The organism is Ulvibacterium sp. (assembly GCF_965228935.1).
Taxonomy (GTDB): Bacteria; Bacteroidota; Bacteroidia; order Flavobacteriales; family Flavobacteriaceae; genus Ulvibacterium.
In genome coordinates this window covers 20,446-34,649 of the sequence record NZ_OZ245846.1, presented here as the reverse complement: position 1 = coordinate 34,649, position 14,204 = coordinate 20,446, and the positions used below count along the sequence as shown (strand labels likewise).

Sequence of the window (14,204 nt, the reverse complement as noted above, 5' to 3'; positions counted from 1 at the left end):
TTAGTGGTGGAACAAAAAATAGGCCAAGTTATAGATTCACGACGGTTCCAATATTTTCCCCTGAAATAATTCGCATCAGGTTGCCTTTTTTGTTCATATCAAACACTACGATAGGCAGCTCGTTCTCCTGACTTAGCGTAAAGGCCGTGGTGTCCATAACCTTTAGCCCTTTTCGAAGTACATCATTGAACGAAATGGTATCGAATTTGGTGGCATTTTTATCCTTTTCGGGATCGGAAGTATAAATCCCGTCCACTCGGGTTCCTTTCAAGATTACATCGGCCTCAACTTCAATAGCACGTAACACCGCGGCGGAATCCGTTGTAAAATAAGGATTTCCCGTTCCCCCTCCAAATATGACCACCCTACCCTTTTCCAAATGGCGCATGGCGCGTCTGCGGATAAAAGGTTCGGCAACCTCATTAATCTTAATTGCGGATTGCAACCGGGTCTGTACCCCTTTTTGTTCCAGGGCACTTTGCAGGGCAAGTCCGTTTATGACCGTTGCCAACATGCCCATATGGTCGCCCTGTACACGATCCATTCCCGTTGCCGCCCCGGAAAGCCCCCGGAATATGTTTCCTCCTCCAATGACCACGGCTACCTCTATGCCCCTGTCCACGACTTCCTTTATCTCATCAGCATATTCGGCAAGTCTTTTAGGATCTATTCCATATTGTCTTTCACCCATAAGGGCCTCACCGCTCAATTTTAAGAGTATTCTTTTATACTGCATGCCGAGAAATTGTTTCAAACAAAAATAATCAAAAAAAGTTAGGCGAAAAGTTCACTTTTTCTCGGTTTAATGGCATAATTATTTCATAATAATGATGTATTGCTACAGTATATTTTATATTCTTGCAACACATTAATAATTATGACGTTAAGTATTGAATAGATGGTAAAATCGATGATAATGAAAAAACTGATTGTAGTATTCTTTCTAACAATAATAGTTTATGGTTGTGGTTCCTCAAAAGCATTATTGTCCGTGGAAAAAGCGCCCATGGCGGTATCGATAGATCTTGTAAATGTCAATGATGACAAGGTGCTGGTATCTATTGACCCCGGAGCTTTCCAAGAGGATATGGTCTCGTTTTATATTCCCAAAACGGTTCCCGGAACCTATAGCGAGGACAATTATGGCAAATATCTGGAGGGTTTTAAGGCATTGGACTATAAGGGAAACGAGCTTACCGTTAACAAAACAGATGATAATACCTGGAATATATCGAATGCAAGAAGTTTAGACAGGATATCCTACTATGTCAATGATACCTACGATACGGAAAACGAAGTCAAGGATGCCGTCTTTTCACCGGCCGGCACCAATATTTTGGCCAATGAGAACTTTGTATTGAACCTACATGGGTTTGTAGGCTATTTCAAGGGATTAAAAGAAGTTCCTTATGTACTTACTGTTACAAGACCTTCTGGTCTTACGGCTACCACCTCCCTTAAGGAAAAAGAAGTTGAGGGTCTAGCTGCCAACACGGACTTGTTTACGGCCAATCGCTATTTTGAGGTCATTGATAACCCCATACAATACACGGAACCAAATACTGAAACTTTTCAAATCAAGGATATTGCGGTCACACTCAGTGTATATTCCCCCAATGGAACCTATACCGCTTCAACCCTAAAGGATCGTATGCAAGAAATGATGACCGCCCAAAAGGCTTTTTTGGGCGATATTGATGGTACAAAGGAATATAACATTTTGTTGTACCTATCCACCATGGAACCTTCCGATGCCTCTGGTTTTGGAGCTTTGGAACACCATACCTCCACGGTTGTGGTTTTGCCGGAGGCTATGCCCCAGGATCGTTTGGAACAGGCCATGGTAGATGTAGTTTCGCATGAGTTTTTTCATATCGTTACACCGCTGAACATACATTCAGAAGAAATTCAATATTTCGATTTTAACGATCCAAAAATGTCCGAGCATTTATGGATGTACGAAGGTACTACCGAGTACTTTGCCAATATCTTTCAAATTCAACAGGGACTGATAAATGAGGAGGAGTTTTATAAACGTATGATGGACAAGACCAACAATGCCAAGGCCTATGATGATGCAATGTCCTTTACGGAAATGAGCAAGAACATTCTTGAGGAACCTTATGAAAAGAACTATGCCAACGTTTATGAGAAGGGGGCATTGATCAATATGGCATTGGATATTTTGTTAAGGGAACAAAGCAATGGGGAAAAAGGGGTGTTGTGGTTAATGAAGGAGCTGTCCAAAAAATACGGGAAAATGACACCGTTTAAAGATGATGAATTGATCGATGAGATCGTAGCGATGACTTATCCGGAAGTACGTACTTTTTTCGATACCCATGTTATCGGAAACACCCCTATAGATTATGGGAAGTTTTTGGCCAAGGTTGGCCTTACGGTAAAGACCATCGAAAAAGAGTCGGGTTATTTTCTAAATGGTGAGATACCTTTTATAGATGTCAATCAATCCGAGGGCAACTCCATTTTTGTCCGAAAGGGCATAGAGCTAAATTCATTCTTTAACGATTTAGGTGCCAAGGGCGGGGATGTTATAAAAAGTATCAATGATACCTCTATTAACCTTGAGGCCATCCGGCCAATAATCGGACAAAGTTTTCAGTGGAACCCGGAAACGGAAATTAAGATGATCGTGCAGCGCGGAGAGGAGGAGATTACCTTGGAAGGGAAAGTAGGAACCCCCGTATTGCAGGTAGAGACCATCGTGCCCATGGAAAATGTGAGTCCCAAACAGGAAGAATTGAGGAAAGCTTGGCTAAAGGGTTAACCGATAAATGGACTTGGATACATAAAAAGCCACCTATTGAGGTGGCTTTCTTGTTTTACAAGGATACATATGGGCCATCCCAATTTCGGAAGGGCGCCATTTTGCCGCTTTCCCCTGCTTCCTCTATTGGATCGTTGTCTAAGTAAGGTCTTTATTCCAGTTGTTTTCTTTTGGACAAAAGAAGTACCTTAAAAGAAATTTGAACTTTTTTGTAACCTTTTCAAAAAACATCGGTTTACCCTTTTGAAGACCTAAAACAAAGCATGCAGCAACTGACGGATAATGCACTGATGCTAAAAGTGAAATCAGGAGACCTGGATAAATTGGGGCTACTATACGAACGGCATAAAAAAAGGTTGTTCGGCTTCTTTTATAATATGAACGGAAATCCATCTGTTAGCGAGGATTTGGTGCAGAATGTGTTTATAAGGATGCTGAAGTACAGGCATACATTTACCGGGGAAGGTTCTTTTGCGGCCTGGATGTTTCGAACTGCCAGAAATGTAAACTACGACCATTATAGAAAACATAAAAAAGAAACCGACCAAACGGAATTGACCTCAGTGGAATACAGGTTGGAGGATGACCTGGGGCCAGAATCCAAAATGGATAAAAGGGATGAGATTTTACAATTGAACCGCGCAATGCAGCAATTGACCCCTGAAAAAAGGGAAGTTCTAATTCTAAGTAAATACAAGGAAATTAAGTTTAGCGAAATAGGTGAAATTTTAGGATGTAGCGAGGGTGCCGCAAAGGTAAAGGCCCACAGGGCCTTAAAGGATTTAAGGGCAATTTTTCTACAGCTGGAAACGCAATAAGTCATGGAACAGGAAAGATTTGACATGTGGATGATGGAATACCTCTCCGATACTTTGGATGCGGGCGGGAAAAAGGAATTTGAAAGTTTCTTGAAGAATCATCCTGAATACCAAGAACAGTTTGGCCAGATGCAACGGACTTGGGGTCAAGTGGATGTTACGACCGTCCCGGAACCGTCCGAGGCTATGGACGAACGTTTTTTTGAGATGCTTCATAGCGAAATCGAGAAATCGGAAAAATCAAGGGACAGTGTATCATCCTTGTTCTCAAGAATGGTTACGGTTCTTTGGAGGCCACAAATGGCCTACGGCCTATTGTTATTGGTTTTAGGATTAAATCTGGGATATTTTCTGAACTCCGATAATTCCTCTGAAAATGTAAAAACCACAGTTGTGGGGAATACGGACTCAGAAGAGGTAAGGGAGCAATTGGTATTGACCCTGTTGGAACAGCCTTCGGCCAACAAGCGCTTGCAGGGCATAAACGAAGTCACCAAGATCAAAGAGGTGGACGAAACGGTAATCAAGGCCCTATTGCAAACGTTGAACGGTGATCCAAACGTGAATGTACGCTTGGCCGCGATAGAATCCCTGACTAATTATTTGGATAATCCAACAGTACGGGAAGGTTTGGTGCAGTCCATAGTAAAACAAGATTCCCCAATAGTTCAAGTGACCTTGGCAAGTCTTATGGTGGCCCTTCAAGAGAAGAAATCCATAGAACCTTTTAAGACGTTAATGCGTACACAGGAACTGGATAAGTCCGTAAAACAGAAATTGGAAACATCGATCAATTCGATCATTTAAAGTTAGTATCAAATACATAGAACAGAAAGTTTATTCATCAACACGTGCTGAACTTTTGTTTCGGCATCAAATCACGAACAGTTAAAATGTAAACCAATGAAAAGAGTAGTAATATGTGCCATGATAGTAGGTTCTTTTGTGGTACAATGTGCAAAGGCACAAAAAAAGGAATTTAGTGAAGTCATTAAGAAAGAGCTCTCCTATGCGAATACGGATGTGGATAGGATGCTTGAGGTACAAAATCTCAATGGCTCCATATCGGTTGAAGGATATGATGGTGATCTGGTTCTTTTGGAAGTGGAAAAGATCATAACCGCTAGCTCAACAACGGATCTGGAATTGGGAAAAAAGGAAATTGGGATAAAGGCCCTCCAAGAGGGAAGTAAGCTTATTGTCTATCCGGATTCGCCCCATATGCATTACAAAGATGGCAGGTTTACTTCCAGAAACTGCCAACGTTGGGAGGAATCTCCCTATGACCATACCTTGAACTTCAAGGTAAAAATGCCCAAAAGCAGCAAGCTAAAGGTCGGTGCAATCAATAATGGGGAGGTCCTGGTAAAAAACACCAAAGGCGATTATATCGAAGCCCATAATATAAATGGGGGAATTGAACTCGTCAATATTACCGGTCAGACCAAGGTACATTGCATAAACGGCGAAGTGGATATTTCCTATGCGGATAATCCAACGGTGGCATCCACGTACTATTCACTTAACGGGGATATCAATATTACCTATCAAAGGGACTTATCCGCTGATATTGCCTTTAAAAGCATGAATGGGGAACTGTTTACTGATTTTAATATCGCCAAGCAATTTGCCAGAACCATTAAAAACAAGACCGGGGAAAGGAATGTTAAGTACAAATACGAATCAAGACCCGTAGTCCAGATAGGACAGGGAGGTTTGTCCTTTGATTTTGAGACCTTGAACGGTGATGTTATTATTACAAAAATATAAAAGCAACATTTTGAAATGGGCCAAGACGGATCCAAGCGAATGGCGATTTCTATCGGGGATTACCGTACTAGACCATATCAGTAAAACATATTCTTTAAAAACAATTAAAAAAATAGACAAATGAAAAATATCGGATTAGTATTCGTATCAATGCTCCTGTTGCCCTTCTTGATCAATGCCCAAGAGGAGAGTGTAGAATTGTTTTCGGTTCCATTAAGTAACGGCAACGGTCCTGGAAAATTGATCGTAGAACAATTGGCGGGCTCAATTGATGTTTTGGCCTATGAAGGGAATGAAGTGGTCGTTAAAGCTTCCTTTGGGAATAAAAAGGCACATTATAAGGAGAAAAAGGAAAAAAATGGCCTAAGACGGATTCAAAATAGCTCCTTAAAAATAAGTGCCGAAGAAAAGAACAATGTGGTGAGGATTATCAATGAACAATGGGATAGGACCACCAACCTTGAAATTAAGGTTCCCGAAAACTTCTCATTAAAATTAGGTACCGTTAATGAGGGAAACATTAACGTAAAAGGGGTTAATGGTGAAATGGAAATTAGCAATGTTAATGGCGAAATAAACTTGGACAATGTCAGCGGATCTGCCTTGGCCGATACGGTCAATGGGGATATAAAGGTGAGCTTCGTGTCCGTTACACCAAATGTGAATATGGCCTTTAGTAGTCTTAATGGAGATTTGGACGTTACCTTTCCCAATTCAGTAAAGAGCGATCTTAAACTAAAATCGGAACAAGGCGATATCTATACGGATTTTGAAATGGTAACGGACAAACAAAAAACGGTAGCCAAGACCGACAAATCGTCCAGTACCTATAGAGTGAAAATTGAGCAATGGGTACGAGGACAGCTAAATGGCGGTGGCCCGGAAATGCTTTTTAAGACCTTTAATGGGGATATTATCATAAGGTCCAACTAGTTTCAGTACATTTTTTTGCACTATACGTTTTGATAAAAAGACGCCCCGACAAAACTGTCGGGGCGTTTATCATTTGAGTCGGTTTTGCCTTAAACTACCCCAAGGCAACACGCTGGAATCCGGTAACTTCCAAATTGGCATCAACGGATTTTACATATTGGGCAACACTTTGTTTGCTATCCTTGATAAAAGCTTGATTTACCAAAGTATTATCCTTAAAGAAACGTTTTAGTTTTCCTTTGGCAATATTATCTAGCATGGCCTCTGGCTTGCCTTCCTGACGTAGTTGATCTTTGGCAATCTCAATTTCCTTGTCTATTATGGATTGATCCACACCTTCTTCGTTCAACGCCACAGGACTCATTGCCGCGGCCTGCATGGCGACATCCTTGGCGGCAACGGCCGCACCTTCAACGGCAGCGGAAAGTCCTGCCAAAGTAGCAATTTTATTCCCGGCATGGATATATGACCCGACGAATGGGGCGTTCAATTTTTCAAAACCACCGATTTCTATTTTTTCCCCGATAACGCCGGTCTGTTCAGTTAATTTGTCCTGAACGGTATTCCCATTGAAGTCAGCGGAAAGAAAGTCCTCTTTTGTATCGAACCCAAGTGCCAATTCGGCCAATTCATTGGCCAAGGTAACAAAGCTGTCGTTCTTCGCCACAAAATCGGTTTCACAATTCAATGAGATAATGACGCCAGAAGTATTATCGGAATTTACCTTTGCAATGGCCGCGCCCTCGGAGGATTCCCTATCGGCTCTTTTGGCCGCTACTTTCTGTCCTTTCTTACGGAGGATTTCTATGGCTTTTTCAAAATCGCCCTCGGCTTCGACAAGGGCATTTTTACAATCCATCATGCCGGAACCGGTCATTTTTCTTAGTTTGTTTACGTCAGCTGCGGTAACTTTTACCATCATCGTTTCTTATGTTTTATAGGATATCAAAGATACGATTGCATATCCTGGATTTATTTTACTAAAAGTTTATTTTTTATTCTACTCCGGCTTTTACCTTGTCCTGCCATTCCTTTAGCTCGTCCCATTTGCCATCGGCGGCCATTTTGGCTTGCTTGGGCCATGATGTGGGATCCAAGTGCGCCATACGCGAACTGGCTTCGGTCAAGATTTCCTTTATTTTATCGGATTTGGCTTTTGCCAAATCGGCAAAAGATACTATTCCTGAATTTACGATCGCTTCTGCCGCCTTCGGCCCTATACCCTCTATTTTAGTCAGGTCATCACCCTTTTCTGGTTTCTCCTCGCTTGGAGCTTCAGCGGTCTCCTTTTTGGGCTCTTCTTTTTTTTCTTCGGTTTTTGGAGCTTCTTCAATAACGGCAACTTCTTCAACTTCTTCCGTTTCAGCTACTTTTTCAGGCTCAACGGTCTCCAATTTTGTGGTTTCCGGAGTTTCCTGAGTGGCCTCTTCCACTATTTCGGCCTTAGGTGATTCTGGAGATTCTGGCTCTTCACTGCCCTCCCTATCGGACTGTTTTTCGGCTTTTCGCTCCGCCAAACCTTCGGCAACCGCATTGGTCACATGGGTCATGATGATGTCAATGGATTTGGAGGCGTCATCATTGGAAGGGATAACAAAATCAATATCCCTGGGATCGGAGTTGGTATCGATCATGGCGAAAATAGGGATATTCAATTTCTGTGCCTCCTTAACGGCTATGTGCTCGCGCATGGTGTCCACAACAAAAAGGGCTCCGGGTAATCGTGTCATTTCCGAAATGGAACCCAGGTTTTTCTCCAGCTTCGCACGAAGACGATCTACCTGTAGACGTTCTTTCTTTGACAAGGTGTTGAACGTACCGTCTTTTTTCATTCGATCTATGGAAGCCATTTTCTTTACCGCCTTACGGATGGTAACAAAGTTTGTCAACATTCCTCCGGGCCACCTTTCCGTGATATAGGGCATATTTACATTGGAAACCTTTTCGGCTACAATGTCCTTGGCTTGTTTTTTGGTAGCTACGAAGAGAATTTTACGACCAGAGGCCGCAATTTTTTTGAGTGCCGCATTGGCCTCATCCAACTTTGCTACGGTTTTGTAAAGATTGATGACGTGGATCCCATTGCGCTCCATGTAGATGTAAGGAGCCATGTTCGGATTCCACTTTCTCGTGAGGTGGCCAAAATGCACACCTGCTTCCAATAATTGTTTTACTTCGACTTTCTTAGCCATTTTTACTATTAGTTTACGTTCCTTTGAATTAGCAATACGGGAGTGGTATCCGAAATTTGAACGGAAGCCTCCAGCATTTAGATGCTAAACTAACTTACCTTGGTGCTTTGGAAAGCACATTAAGGATTTTAATTGTCCCCGCCCGGAAGCGAAGACTTTCAATGAACTTGGTTATCTATCCCTGAACTTGTTTCAGGGTTTGTTTATTCAATCAATTTTTCAAATAAAGAGTCCAAATACGTTCAGTGGGTACTGAGATGAATTTAGCACCAATTAACGCTTGGAGAACTGGAATTTCTTCCGGGCTTTCTTTTGACCAAATTTCTTGCGCTCCACCATTCTGGGATCACGGGTTAATAGCCCTTCGGGTTTAAGGATAGTTCTATTTTCCTCGTCAATTTCACACATGGCCCTGGAAAGCGCCAAACGAATTGCTTCCGCCTGTCCGGTAACCCCTCCACCATAAACATTTACGTTTACATCATAATTGTCTTCGGTACCGGTAAGTGCAAAAGGTTGTTTAATCTTATATTGTAAAGTAGCGGTAGGAAAATAATCGTTTAAATCACGTTGATTCACGGTAATGCTTCCTTTTCCTTCGGAAACATATACCCGGGCAACGGATTTTTTTCTTCTACCAATTTTATGAATAGTCTCCATTATTTGATTTCATTAAGATTTACTACAGTAGGTTTTTGCGCTTCTTGGCCATGCTCCGTTCCAACGTAAACCCTTAAGTTTCTGAAAAGATCGGCCCCCAATTTGTTTTTGGGAAGCATACCTTTTACGGATTTCTCGATAATACGTTCCGGATGTTTTTCCAATAAATCCTTGGCCGTAGTAGATCGCTGCCCTCCAGGATAACCCGTATACCGCAAATACGTTTTATCTTCCCATTTGTTTCCGGAAAGTTGTATTTTTTCGGCGTTGATGACGATAACGTTGTCACCACAGTCCACATGGGGCGTAAAATTGGTCTTATGTTTCCCTCTAAGGAATTTGGCCACTTCAGAAGCCAATCGTCCCAAAGTTTGTCCTTCTGCATCGATCAATAGCCATTGCTTGTCAACTGTAGCCTTATTTGCAGAAACTGTCTTGTAGCTTAATGTATCCACTACGTCTTTTTTTATTGATTAAACCCTTTGATTCTGTAAAACGGGCTGCAAATGTACAATTATTAACTTGAAATCCAAACGGTTCTTTCTTGTATTTTTTGTGATTTTTAATCCTCAATGGGATTGTTTTAGGGTTTGTTTGGCGATGTATTTGGAGGACGATGCCTCATGAATATCCTTCTTTTAAAGGCAACGTACAGGTTTGTTTTTTGAAAGGGGGCGATTCCCCGCTAAAATATTACCGTTTTTTTTGCGTTACTATCACTCAACGGATAATAAAAATGCAATGAAAACAAGAGTAGCATTACTTTTTCTTTCGGCAACCTTATTGTTTGCCTGTTCCTCTGATGATGAAGGCGAGAATAAAGGAGGCGATAACTCCTTGATAGGAACATGGAGTTTTACCGAACTTAATGTTGATGATGCCGATGGAGAGATAAAATTGGCCAACGAAGTCATCCAGGTCCTTATTTCCCAAGGCTGTGACATCTTCACTTTGGAATTTAAAAGCGACCAGACTTTGGAAGCGGCATTTAAGGATTTTACCGAAACCGGTACGGATGTAAACTCGGAAGGTACGGGACTTTTAATCGAATGCCCCGAAAATGCCGAGATTACCTCCTCCACTTGGAGTTTGGAAGGCGATCAATTGACCATAGTGGATGGCAATGGTATGAGCGATACGGTAACCATACAATTGAATGGCGATACACTTACCGTTTCAGCGGAAATTATAGATGAGGACAACCTAGAGGGGGCCGAGGCCGTTTTCAAAAGGGGTTAGTTTTTCCAATACATCTTATCAACTAAAAAAGGGCCTTACGAATTATCGTAAGGCCCTTTTTTATATTCCTTCTCTTTGGTCGATTATAGGATTTCGTTTCAATACTTTTTACCCAAGGACTGTTTTACTTGATTAAACCTACTATATTTATGTCTTGACGGAAAAAGGAAATGCACCATCCAAAAAACACATTTTTAGGGAAAGTGGTCCTATTGGTAATGCTTTCTCTTCTAGGGGGATGTGTGGATCCCGTGGATCCCGAGTTCAGATATCAGGAAGGTTTGGTATATATAGACGCCTTGGTAGGTACGATTGAGGGAGCTTCCTATGTTTCAATTTTGGAATCCACTGAAGAGTTCGGTATAAATGATAATGTCTTTTTAAGTGGCGCCAAGGTTTCTTTTATCAAAACCGATGATCAGACCCAAATAGATTTATTGGAGGAGGGAGAGTTGTATCTACCCCCAGCAAATTTTAAGGCTCAAATTGGGGATACTTGGGAACTGAAAGTTGAACTGGCGGATGGCCGGGAGTATAGTTCACTTCCCGAAAAGGTCTCTGCGCCGGTTCCCATCCAGGAATTGGTTGCTGCCTATGAGCCCGAACTCCTGTTCAATGAAGGTTTGGATGAATTTACCCCGGGACACTCCCTTTCGCTTACCTTGGAAGACCCCGGAGAAGAGGAAAACTATTATTATTGGCGTTTTCGGTCGTATGAGAAATTGGTAAATTGTGTAGTTTGTGTCAATTCAATATATAGGGACGGTGAGTGCCGAACCAATCCGTCCACCATCTCCCAGATTCGAAAACCCTACTATACCTATGCCTGTGAATCCGATTGTTGGCAAATCCGGTATGAGGACAACATCAATATTTTTTCGGATGAATTCACGAACGGTACCAAAATCTCAAATTTACCGGTGGCGGATATTCCCCTCTTTACCAAGAGAAGCATTTTGGTAGAACTGCAACAGTTTTCCATATCCGCTTCGGCCTATAGGTATTACAAGACCCTTAAGGATATCGTGGATAATAATTCCGGATTCAATGCTCCACTACCTGCCGCCCTTGTGGGCAATATGTCCAATCCTAACAATATAAATGAGTTTGTATTAGGTCGATTCACTGCTGCCTCGACCAATGTAAAAACTGTTTTCATCGACCGTACTTTTGTGGAAGGGAGACCTTTGGAAACCATATTGCCCGGACAGTATGAAGGAGAAGAAGAACCGGTCCCGAGACCGATTGTTATCTTTGCCCCTTGCAATGAAGGCAGATTTAGTACAGGGCTACGTCCTACAGGTTGGATAGACTAGTGGGCAAATCTGAAGTGTAACGTTAACCCATATAATTTCTATATTTACTTTAAAACTTCTAGAAGTGCTTAAGGTTCCCCGATTACTTTTGAAGATTTTTTTGGTATGGATGATTTGTGCATCCCATAGTGGATGTGTCGACCCTGTTGAACCTGAGTTTCAGTTCATCGAAGATTTCGTTTTTATTGAGGGTTTTGCTTCTACCGTGCCAGGGGCCTCTTTTGTTACTATAAGCAGATCCGTAAGGGAATCAGGAAAGAACACGGTGAATTTTGAGGAAGGGGCCAAAGTTAGTTTTTTAAATATCGCAACAGGTGATGAAGAGCCCTTGGTTGAAATTGAAGGGCAATATTTGCCTTCTGCAGGTTTTGCGGTCAGGGAAGGGGAAGCGTGGAAGTTGGATATCGTTCTTGCAGATGGTACACATTACGTTTCAACCGAGGAAAAAGTGTTGCCAACGGTTCCTATTTCAAACTTGGAAATAGAGTATGACCCGGAACTTGAGTTTCGGGAAATCAGAGGGGGGCAATTTATCCCGGGACACCGGGCCCTTGTAAGCTTTGAAGATCCGTCCGATTTGGAGAACTATTATTACTGGACCTATCGAACTTTTGAAAATTTGGATTTCTGTGAAAAGTGTTTTGAAGGATATTTTAGAAATGGGCAATGTGTTGTACCCGAAAGTAGGGGTGGCCTACCTCCCTTTTATCTATACATCTGTGAGACCGATTGTTGGCGCATACGATATACTGAGGGCATTTCCGTCTTTAGCGATGAATTTTCCAATGGGAGATCCGTATCAAAACTTGCTATAGGTAATCTACCCTTGTATACTTATGAGGATATGGTAGTGGAAGTACAGCAATTTTCCATAAATGCCGCAGCATACGATTATTATAAAGTACTGAAGGATATTGTAGATGACAATGCCGGGCTGAATGCCCCACCACCTGCACCCTTGGTCGGCAATATCACAAACCCGGACGATTCCGAGGATTTTGTTTTTGGCCGTTTCACGGCAGCCTCGACTTCCATAGCCTCGGCATTCATAGAACGTAGCCGTATTGCGGAGGAAGCTTTGGAACCAAGAGATCCAATTATATTGGAAGATATGTTTGATCCCGTACCATTGCCACTGATTAATTTCGCCCCATGTTCGGAAACCAGGTTTAGAACTGCAATACCTCCAAACGGATGGATGGAACAGTAAATCCTTCAAACTTATTTTTAAGTCTAAAGCATTTTTTTCCCTCAACTTTTTTTAAGGTAAAACTGACTTTTGCTATTGAACGTTAGCTTTTTTTGGCGTATATTCCGAAACATGAAATTCATGAAGGAGACAATGCGAAAAGGATTTAGGATACATTTTTTTACCGCTTTGGCTCTTGTAACTACCATGGGTTGTATTGACCCTGTAGAACCTGATTTTGAATTTCGCGAAGGACTTATTTTTGTTGAGGGTTTTGCTTCTACGGAACCCGGTGTCTCCTTCGTTTCCATAACCATATCGGCTATCGAATTTGGGGTATATGTCGTTAACTTTGTGGAAGGGGCTTCGGCCAATCTGGAGAATGTGGATAATGGTGACATTGTTCCACTTGTTGAAATCGAGGAAGCCTATGTGCCTCCGGAAGATTTTGCCGTAACTCCCGGAGAGCGCTGGAAACTGAATATACGTATGCCCGACGGTAAGCTATTTACCTCGGAAATAGAAACGGTATTAGATCCCGTACCGCTATCCGAGTTAAGGGTACAATATGATCCCGAACTGGAGTTCAGGGAGATTTTCGGTGGAAGATTCGTTCCGGGCCATGAAATTTTAGTGTCTTTTACCGATCCTCCGGAAGTCGGCGATTATTATTACTGGAGCTATCGCAGTTATGAAAATCTGGAGATTTGTGAAAAATGTAGGGAATCTTTTTTGCGTGAAGGTGATTGCCAACCACTTCCCAGGGGAATAGGCGGTCTTCAACCTTATTATGACTACCCTTGTGAAAGCCAATGTTGGCGCATCCGTTTTCCGGAGAGTATTCCGATTTTTGAGGATGAGTTTTCCAATGGTAAGACCATTACCGATTTTTCCATTGGCAATGCCCTCCTGTACACGAAGGAAGATATGGTCATTGAGGTACAGCAGTTTGCCATTTCACCCTCGGCACATGAGTATTATAAGGTACTCAAGGATTTGGTCGATAATAACAGTGGGCTTAATGCTCCGCCACCGGCCGGTTTGGTCGGAAATATGTTCAATCCAGAGGATAGCGAAGAATTTGTCTTTGGCAGATTTACGGCAGCGGCAACCTCGGTGGCGTCTATTTTTGTGGACAGGACTTTCATAAGCGAAGAAGCCCTGGAAGGAAGGGAACCCTTAATATTGGAGCCCACCTTTGGCTCTCCCTTGCCTCCGCCGGCAACCGTTTCGACACCCTGTAGCGAAACCAGATTTAGAACAGCCATACGTCCAGAAGCTTGGATTGACCAATAATAC

The 14,204-nt window shown here is 42.3% G+C and carries 14 protein-coding genes; 9 read left to right on the top strand and 5 right to left on the bottom strand.

What is annotated here, in order from left to right; translation table 11 throughout:
• Positions 1 to 28: 28 nt before the first annotated feature.
• Positions 29 to 736 (bottom strand): UMP kinase, encoded by a 708-nt coding sequence (gene pyrH / locus ACO06Y_RS00140; RefSeq protein WP_422081794.1) that lies wholly within the window; start codon positions 734 to 736, stop codon positions 29 to 31.
• 180 nt (positions 737 to 916) lie between these two features.
• Between pyrH and ACO06Y_RS00135 the strand changes: the two genes are divergently transcribed.
• The 5 genes from ACO06Y_RS00135 (at position 917) to ACO06Y_RS00115 (ending at position 6,309) form a co-directional block, all read left to right on the top strand.
• Positions 917 to 2,788, top strand: coding sequence for a peptidase M61 (locus ACO06Y_RS00135; protein WP_422081793.1), 1,872 nt, complete (start codon positions 917 to 919; stop codon positions 2,786 to 2,788).
• A gap of 263 nt (positions 2,789 to 3,051) precedes the next feature.
• Complete coding sequence (locus tag ACO06Y_RS00130) at positions 3,052 to 3,606, top strand: RNA polymerase sigma factor (RefSeq protein ID WP_422081792.1); 555 nt, start codon at positions 3,052 to 3,054, stop codon at positions 3,604 to 3,606.
• A gap of 3 nt (positions 3,607 to 3,609) precedes the next feature.
• Positions 3,610 to 4,413: a HEAT repeat domain-containing protein gene (locus tag ACO06Y_RS00125; RefSeq protein WP_422081791.1), complete on the top strand. Its 804-nt coding sequence runs from the start codon at positions 3,610 to 3,612 to the stop codon at positions 4,411 to 4,413.
• Between the two features lie 96 nt (positions 4,414 to 4,509).
• Positions 4,510 to 5,376, top strand: a complete 867-nt coding sequence (locus ACO06Y_RS00120) for a DUF4097 family beta strand repeat-containing protein (protein ID WP_422081790.1) — start codon at positions 4,510 to 4,512, stop codon at positions 5,374 to 5,376.
• A gap of 120 nt (positions 5,377 to 5,496) precedes the next feature.
• A complete protein-coding gene (locus tag ACO06Y_RS00115) occupies positions 5,497 to 6,309 on the top strand; it encodes a DUF4097 family beta strand repeat-containing protein (protein ID WP_422081789.1) in 813 nt (270 codons plus the stop codon).
• A gap of 94 nt (positions 6,310 to 6,403) precedes the next feature.
• On the opposite strand, the gene tsf is transcribed toward ACO06Y_RS00115, so the two are convergent.
• The 4 genes from tsf to rplM form a co-directional block, all read right to left on the bottom strand.
• Complete coding sequence (gene tsf, locus ACO06Y_RS00110) at positions 6,404 to 7,228, bottom strand: translation elongation factor Ts (RefSeq protein ID WP_422084221.1); 825 nt, start codon at positions 7,226 to 7,228, stop codon at positions 6,404 to 6,406.
• A gap of 76 nt (positions 7,229 to 7,304) precedes the next feature.
• Positions 7,305 to 8,501, bottom strand: coding sequence for a 30S ribosomal protein S2 (rpsB, locus tag ACO06Y_RS00105; protein ID WP_422081788.1), 1,197 nt, complete (start codon positions 8,499 to 8,501; stop codon positions 7,305 to 7,307).
• Positions 8,502 to 8,774: 273 nt separating this feature from the next.
• A complete protein-coding gene (gene rpsI, locus ACO06Y_RS00100; protein WP_422081787.1) occupies positions 8,775 to 9,161 on the bottom strand; it encodes a 30S ribosomal protein S9 in 387 nt (128 codons plus the stop codon).
• The gene (gene rplM / locus ACO06Y_RS00095; protein ID WP_422081786.1) at positions 9,161 to 9,616 is read right to left on the bottom strand and encodes a 50S ribosomal protein L13; all 456 of its coding nucleotides are present in this window, start codon (positions 9,614 to 9,616) and stop codon (positions 9,161 to 9,163) included. The genes rpsI and rplM overlap by 1 nt, the downstream gene beginning before the upstream one ends.
• A 286-nt stretch (positions 9,617 to 9,902) precedes the next feature.
• Between rplM and ACO06Y_RS00090 the strand changes: the two genes are divergently transcribed.
• The 4 genes from ACO06Y_RS00090 to ACO06Y_RS00075 all read left to right on the top strand — a co-directional run bounded on the left by ACO06Y_RS00090 (position 9,903) and on the right by ACO06Y_RS00075 (position 14,201).
• Positions 9,903 to 10,400: a lipocalin family protein gene (locus tag ACO06Y_RS00090; RefSeq protein WP_422081785.1), complete on the top strand. Its 498-nt coding sequence runs from the start codon at positions 9,903 to 9,905 to the stop codon at positions 10,398 to 10,400.
• Between the two features lie 170 nt (positions 10,401 to 10,570).
• A complete protein-coding gene (locus tag ACO06Y_RS00085) occupies positions 10,571 to 11,716 on the top strand; it encodes a DUF4249 domain-containing protein (protein ID WP_422081784.1) in 1,146 nt (381 codons plus the stop codon).
• Between the two features lie 64 nt (positions 11,717 to 11,780).
• The gene (locus ACO06Y_RS00080; RefSeq protein ID WP_422081783.1) at positions 11,781 to 12,926 is read left to right on the top strand and encodes a DUF4249 domain-containing protein; all 1,146 of its coding nucleotides are present in this window, start codon (positions 11,781 to 11,783) and stop codon (positions 12,924 to 12,926) included.
• 120 nt (positions 12,927 to 13,046) lie between these two features.
• A complete protein-coding gene (locus ACO06Y_RS00075; protein WP_422081782.1) occupies positions 13,047 to 14,201 on the top strand; it encodes a DUF4249 domain-containing protein in 1,155 nt (384 codons plus the stop codon).
• Positions 14,202 to 14,204 lie beyond the last annotated feature (3 nt).

What these genes read in the sequence shown, in the direction of transcription:
- ACO06Y_RS00115 (WP_422081789.1), top strand. Translation starts at nt 5,497, where the DNA reads ATGAAAAATATCGGATTAGTATTCGTATCAATGCTCCTGTTGCCCTTC.
- rpsB (WP_422081788.1), bottom strand. Translation starts at nt 8,501, where the DNA reads ATGGCTAAGAAAGTCGAAGTAAAACAATTATTGGAAGCAGGTGTGCAT.
- tsf (WP_422084221.1), bottom strand. Translation starts at nt 7,228, where the DNA reads ATGGTAAAAGTTACCGCAGCTGACGTAAACAAACTAAGAAAAATGACC.
- ACO06Y_RS00075 (WP_422081782.1), top strand. Translation starts at nt 13,047, where the DNA reads ATGAAGGAGACAATGCGAAAAGGATTTAGGATACATTTTTTTACCGCT.
- ACO06Y_RS00090 (WP_422081785.1), top strand. Translation starts at nt 9,903, where the DNA reads ATGAAAACAAGAGTAGCATTACTTTTTCTTTCGGCAACCTTATTGTTT.
- ACO06Y_RS00085 (WP_422081784.1), top strand. Translation starts at nt 10,571, where the DNA reads ATGCACCATCCAAAAAACACATTTTTAGGGAAAGTGGTCCTATTGGTA.
- ACO06Y_RS00125 (WP_422081791.1), top strand. Translation starts at nt 3,610, where the DNA reads ATGGAACAGGAAAGATTTGACATGTGGATGATGGAATACCTCTCCGAT.
- ACO06Y_RS00130 (WP_422081792.1), top strand. Translation starts at nt 3,052, where the DNA reads ATGCAGCAACTGACGGATAATGCACTGATGCTAAAAGTGAAATCAGGA.
- rpsI (WP_422081787.1), bottom strand. Translation starts at nt 9,161, where the DNA reads ATGGAGACTATTCATAAAATTGGTAGAAGAAAAAAATCCGTTGCCCGG.
- pyrH (WP_422081794.1), bottom strand. Translation starts at nt 736, where the DNA reads ATGCAGTATAAAAGAATACTCTTAAAATTGAGCGGTGAGGCCCTTATG.
- ACO06Y_RS00135 (WP_422081793.1), top strand. Translation starts at nt 917, where the DNA reads ATGAAAAAACTGATTGTAGTATTCTTTCTAACAATAATAGTTTATGGT.
- ACO06Y_RS00120 (WP_422081790.1), top strand. Translation starts at nt 4,510, where the DNA reads ATGAAAAGAGTAGTAATATGTGCCATGATAGTAGGTTCTTTTGTGGTA.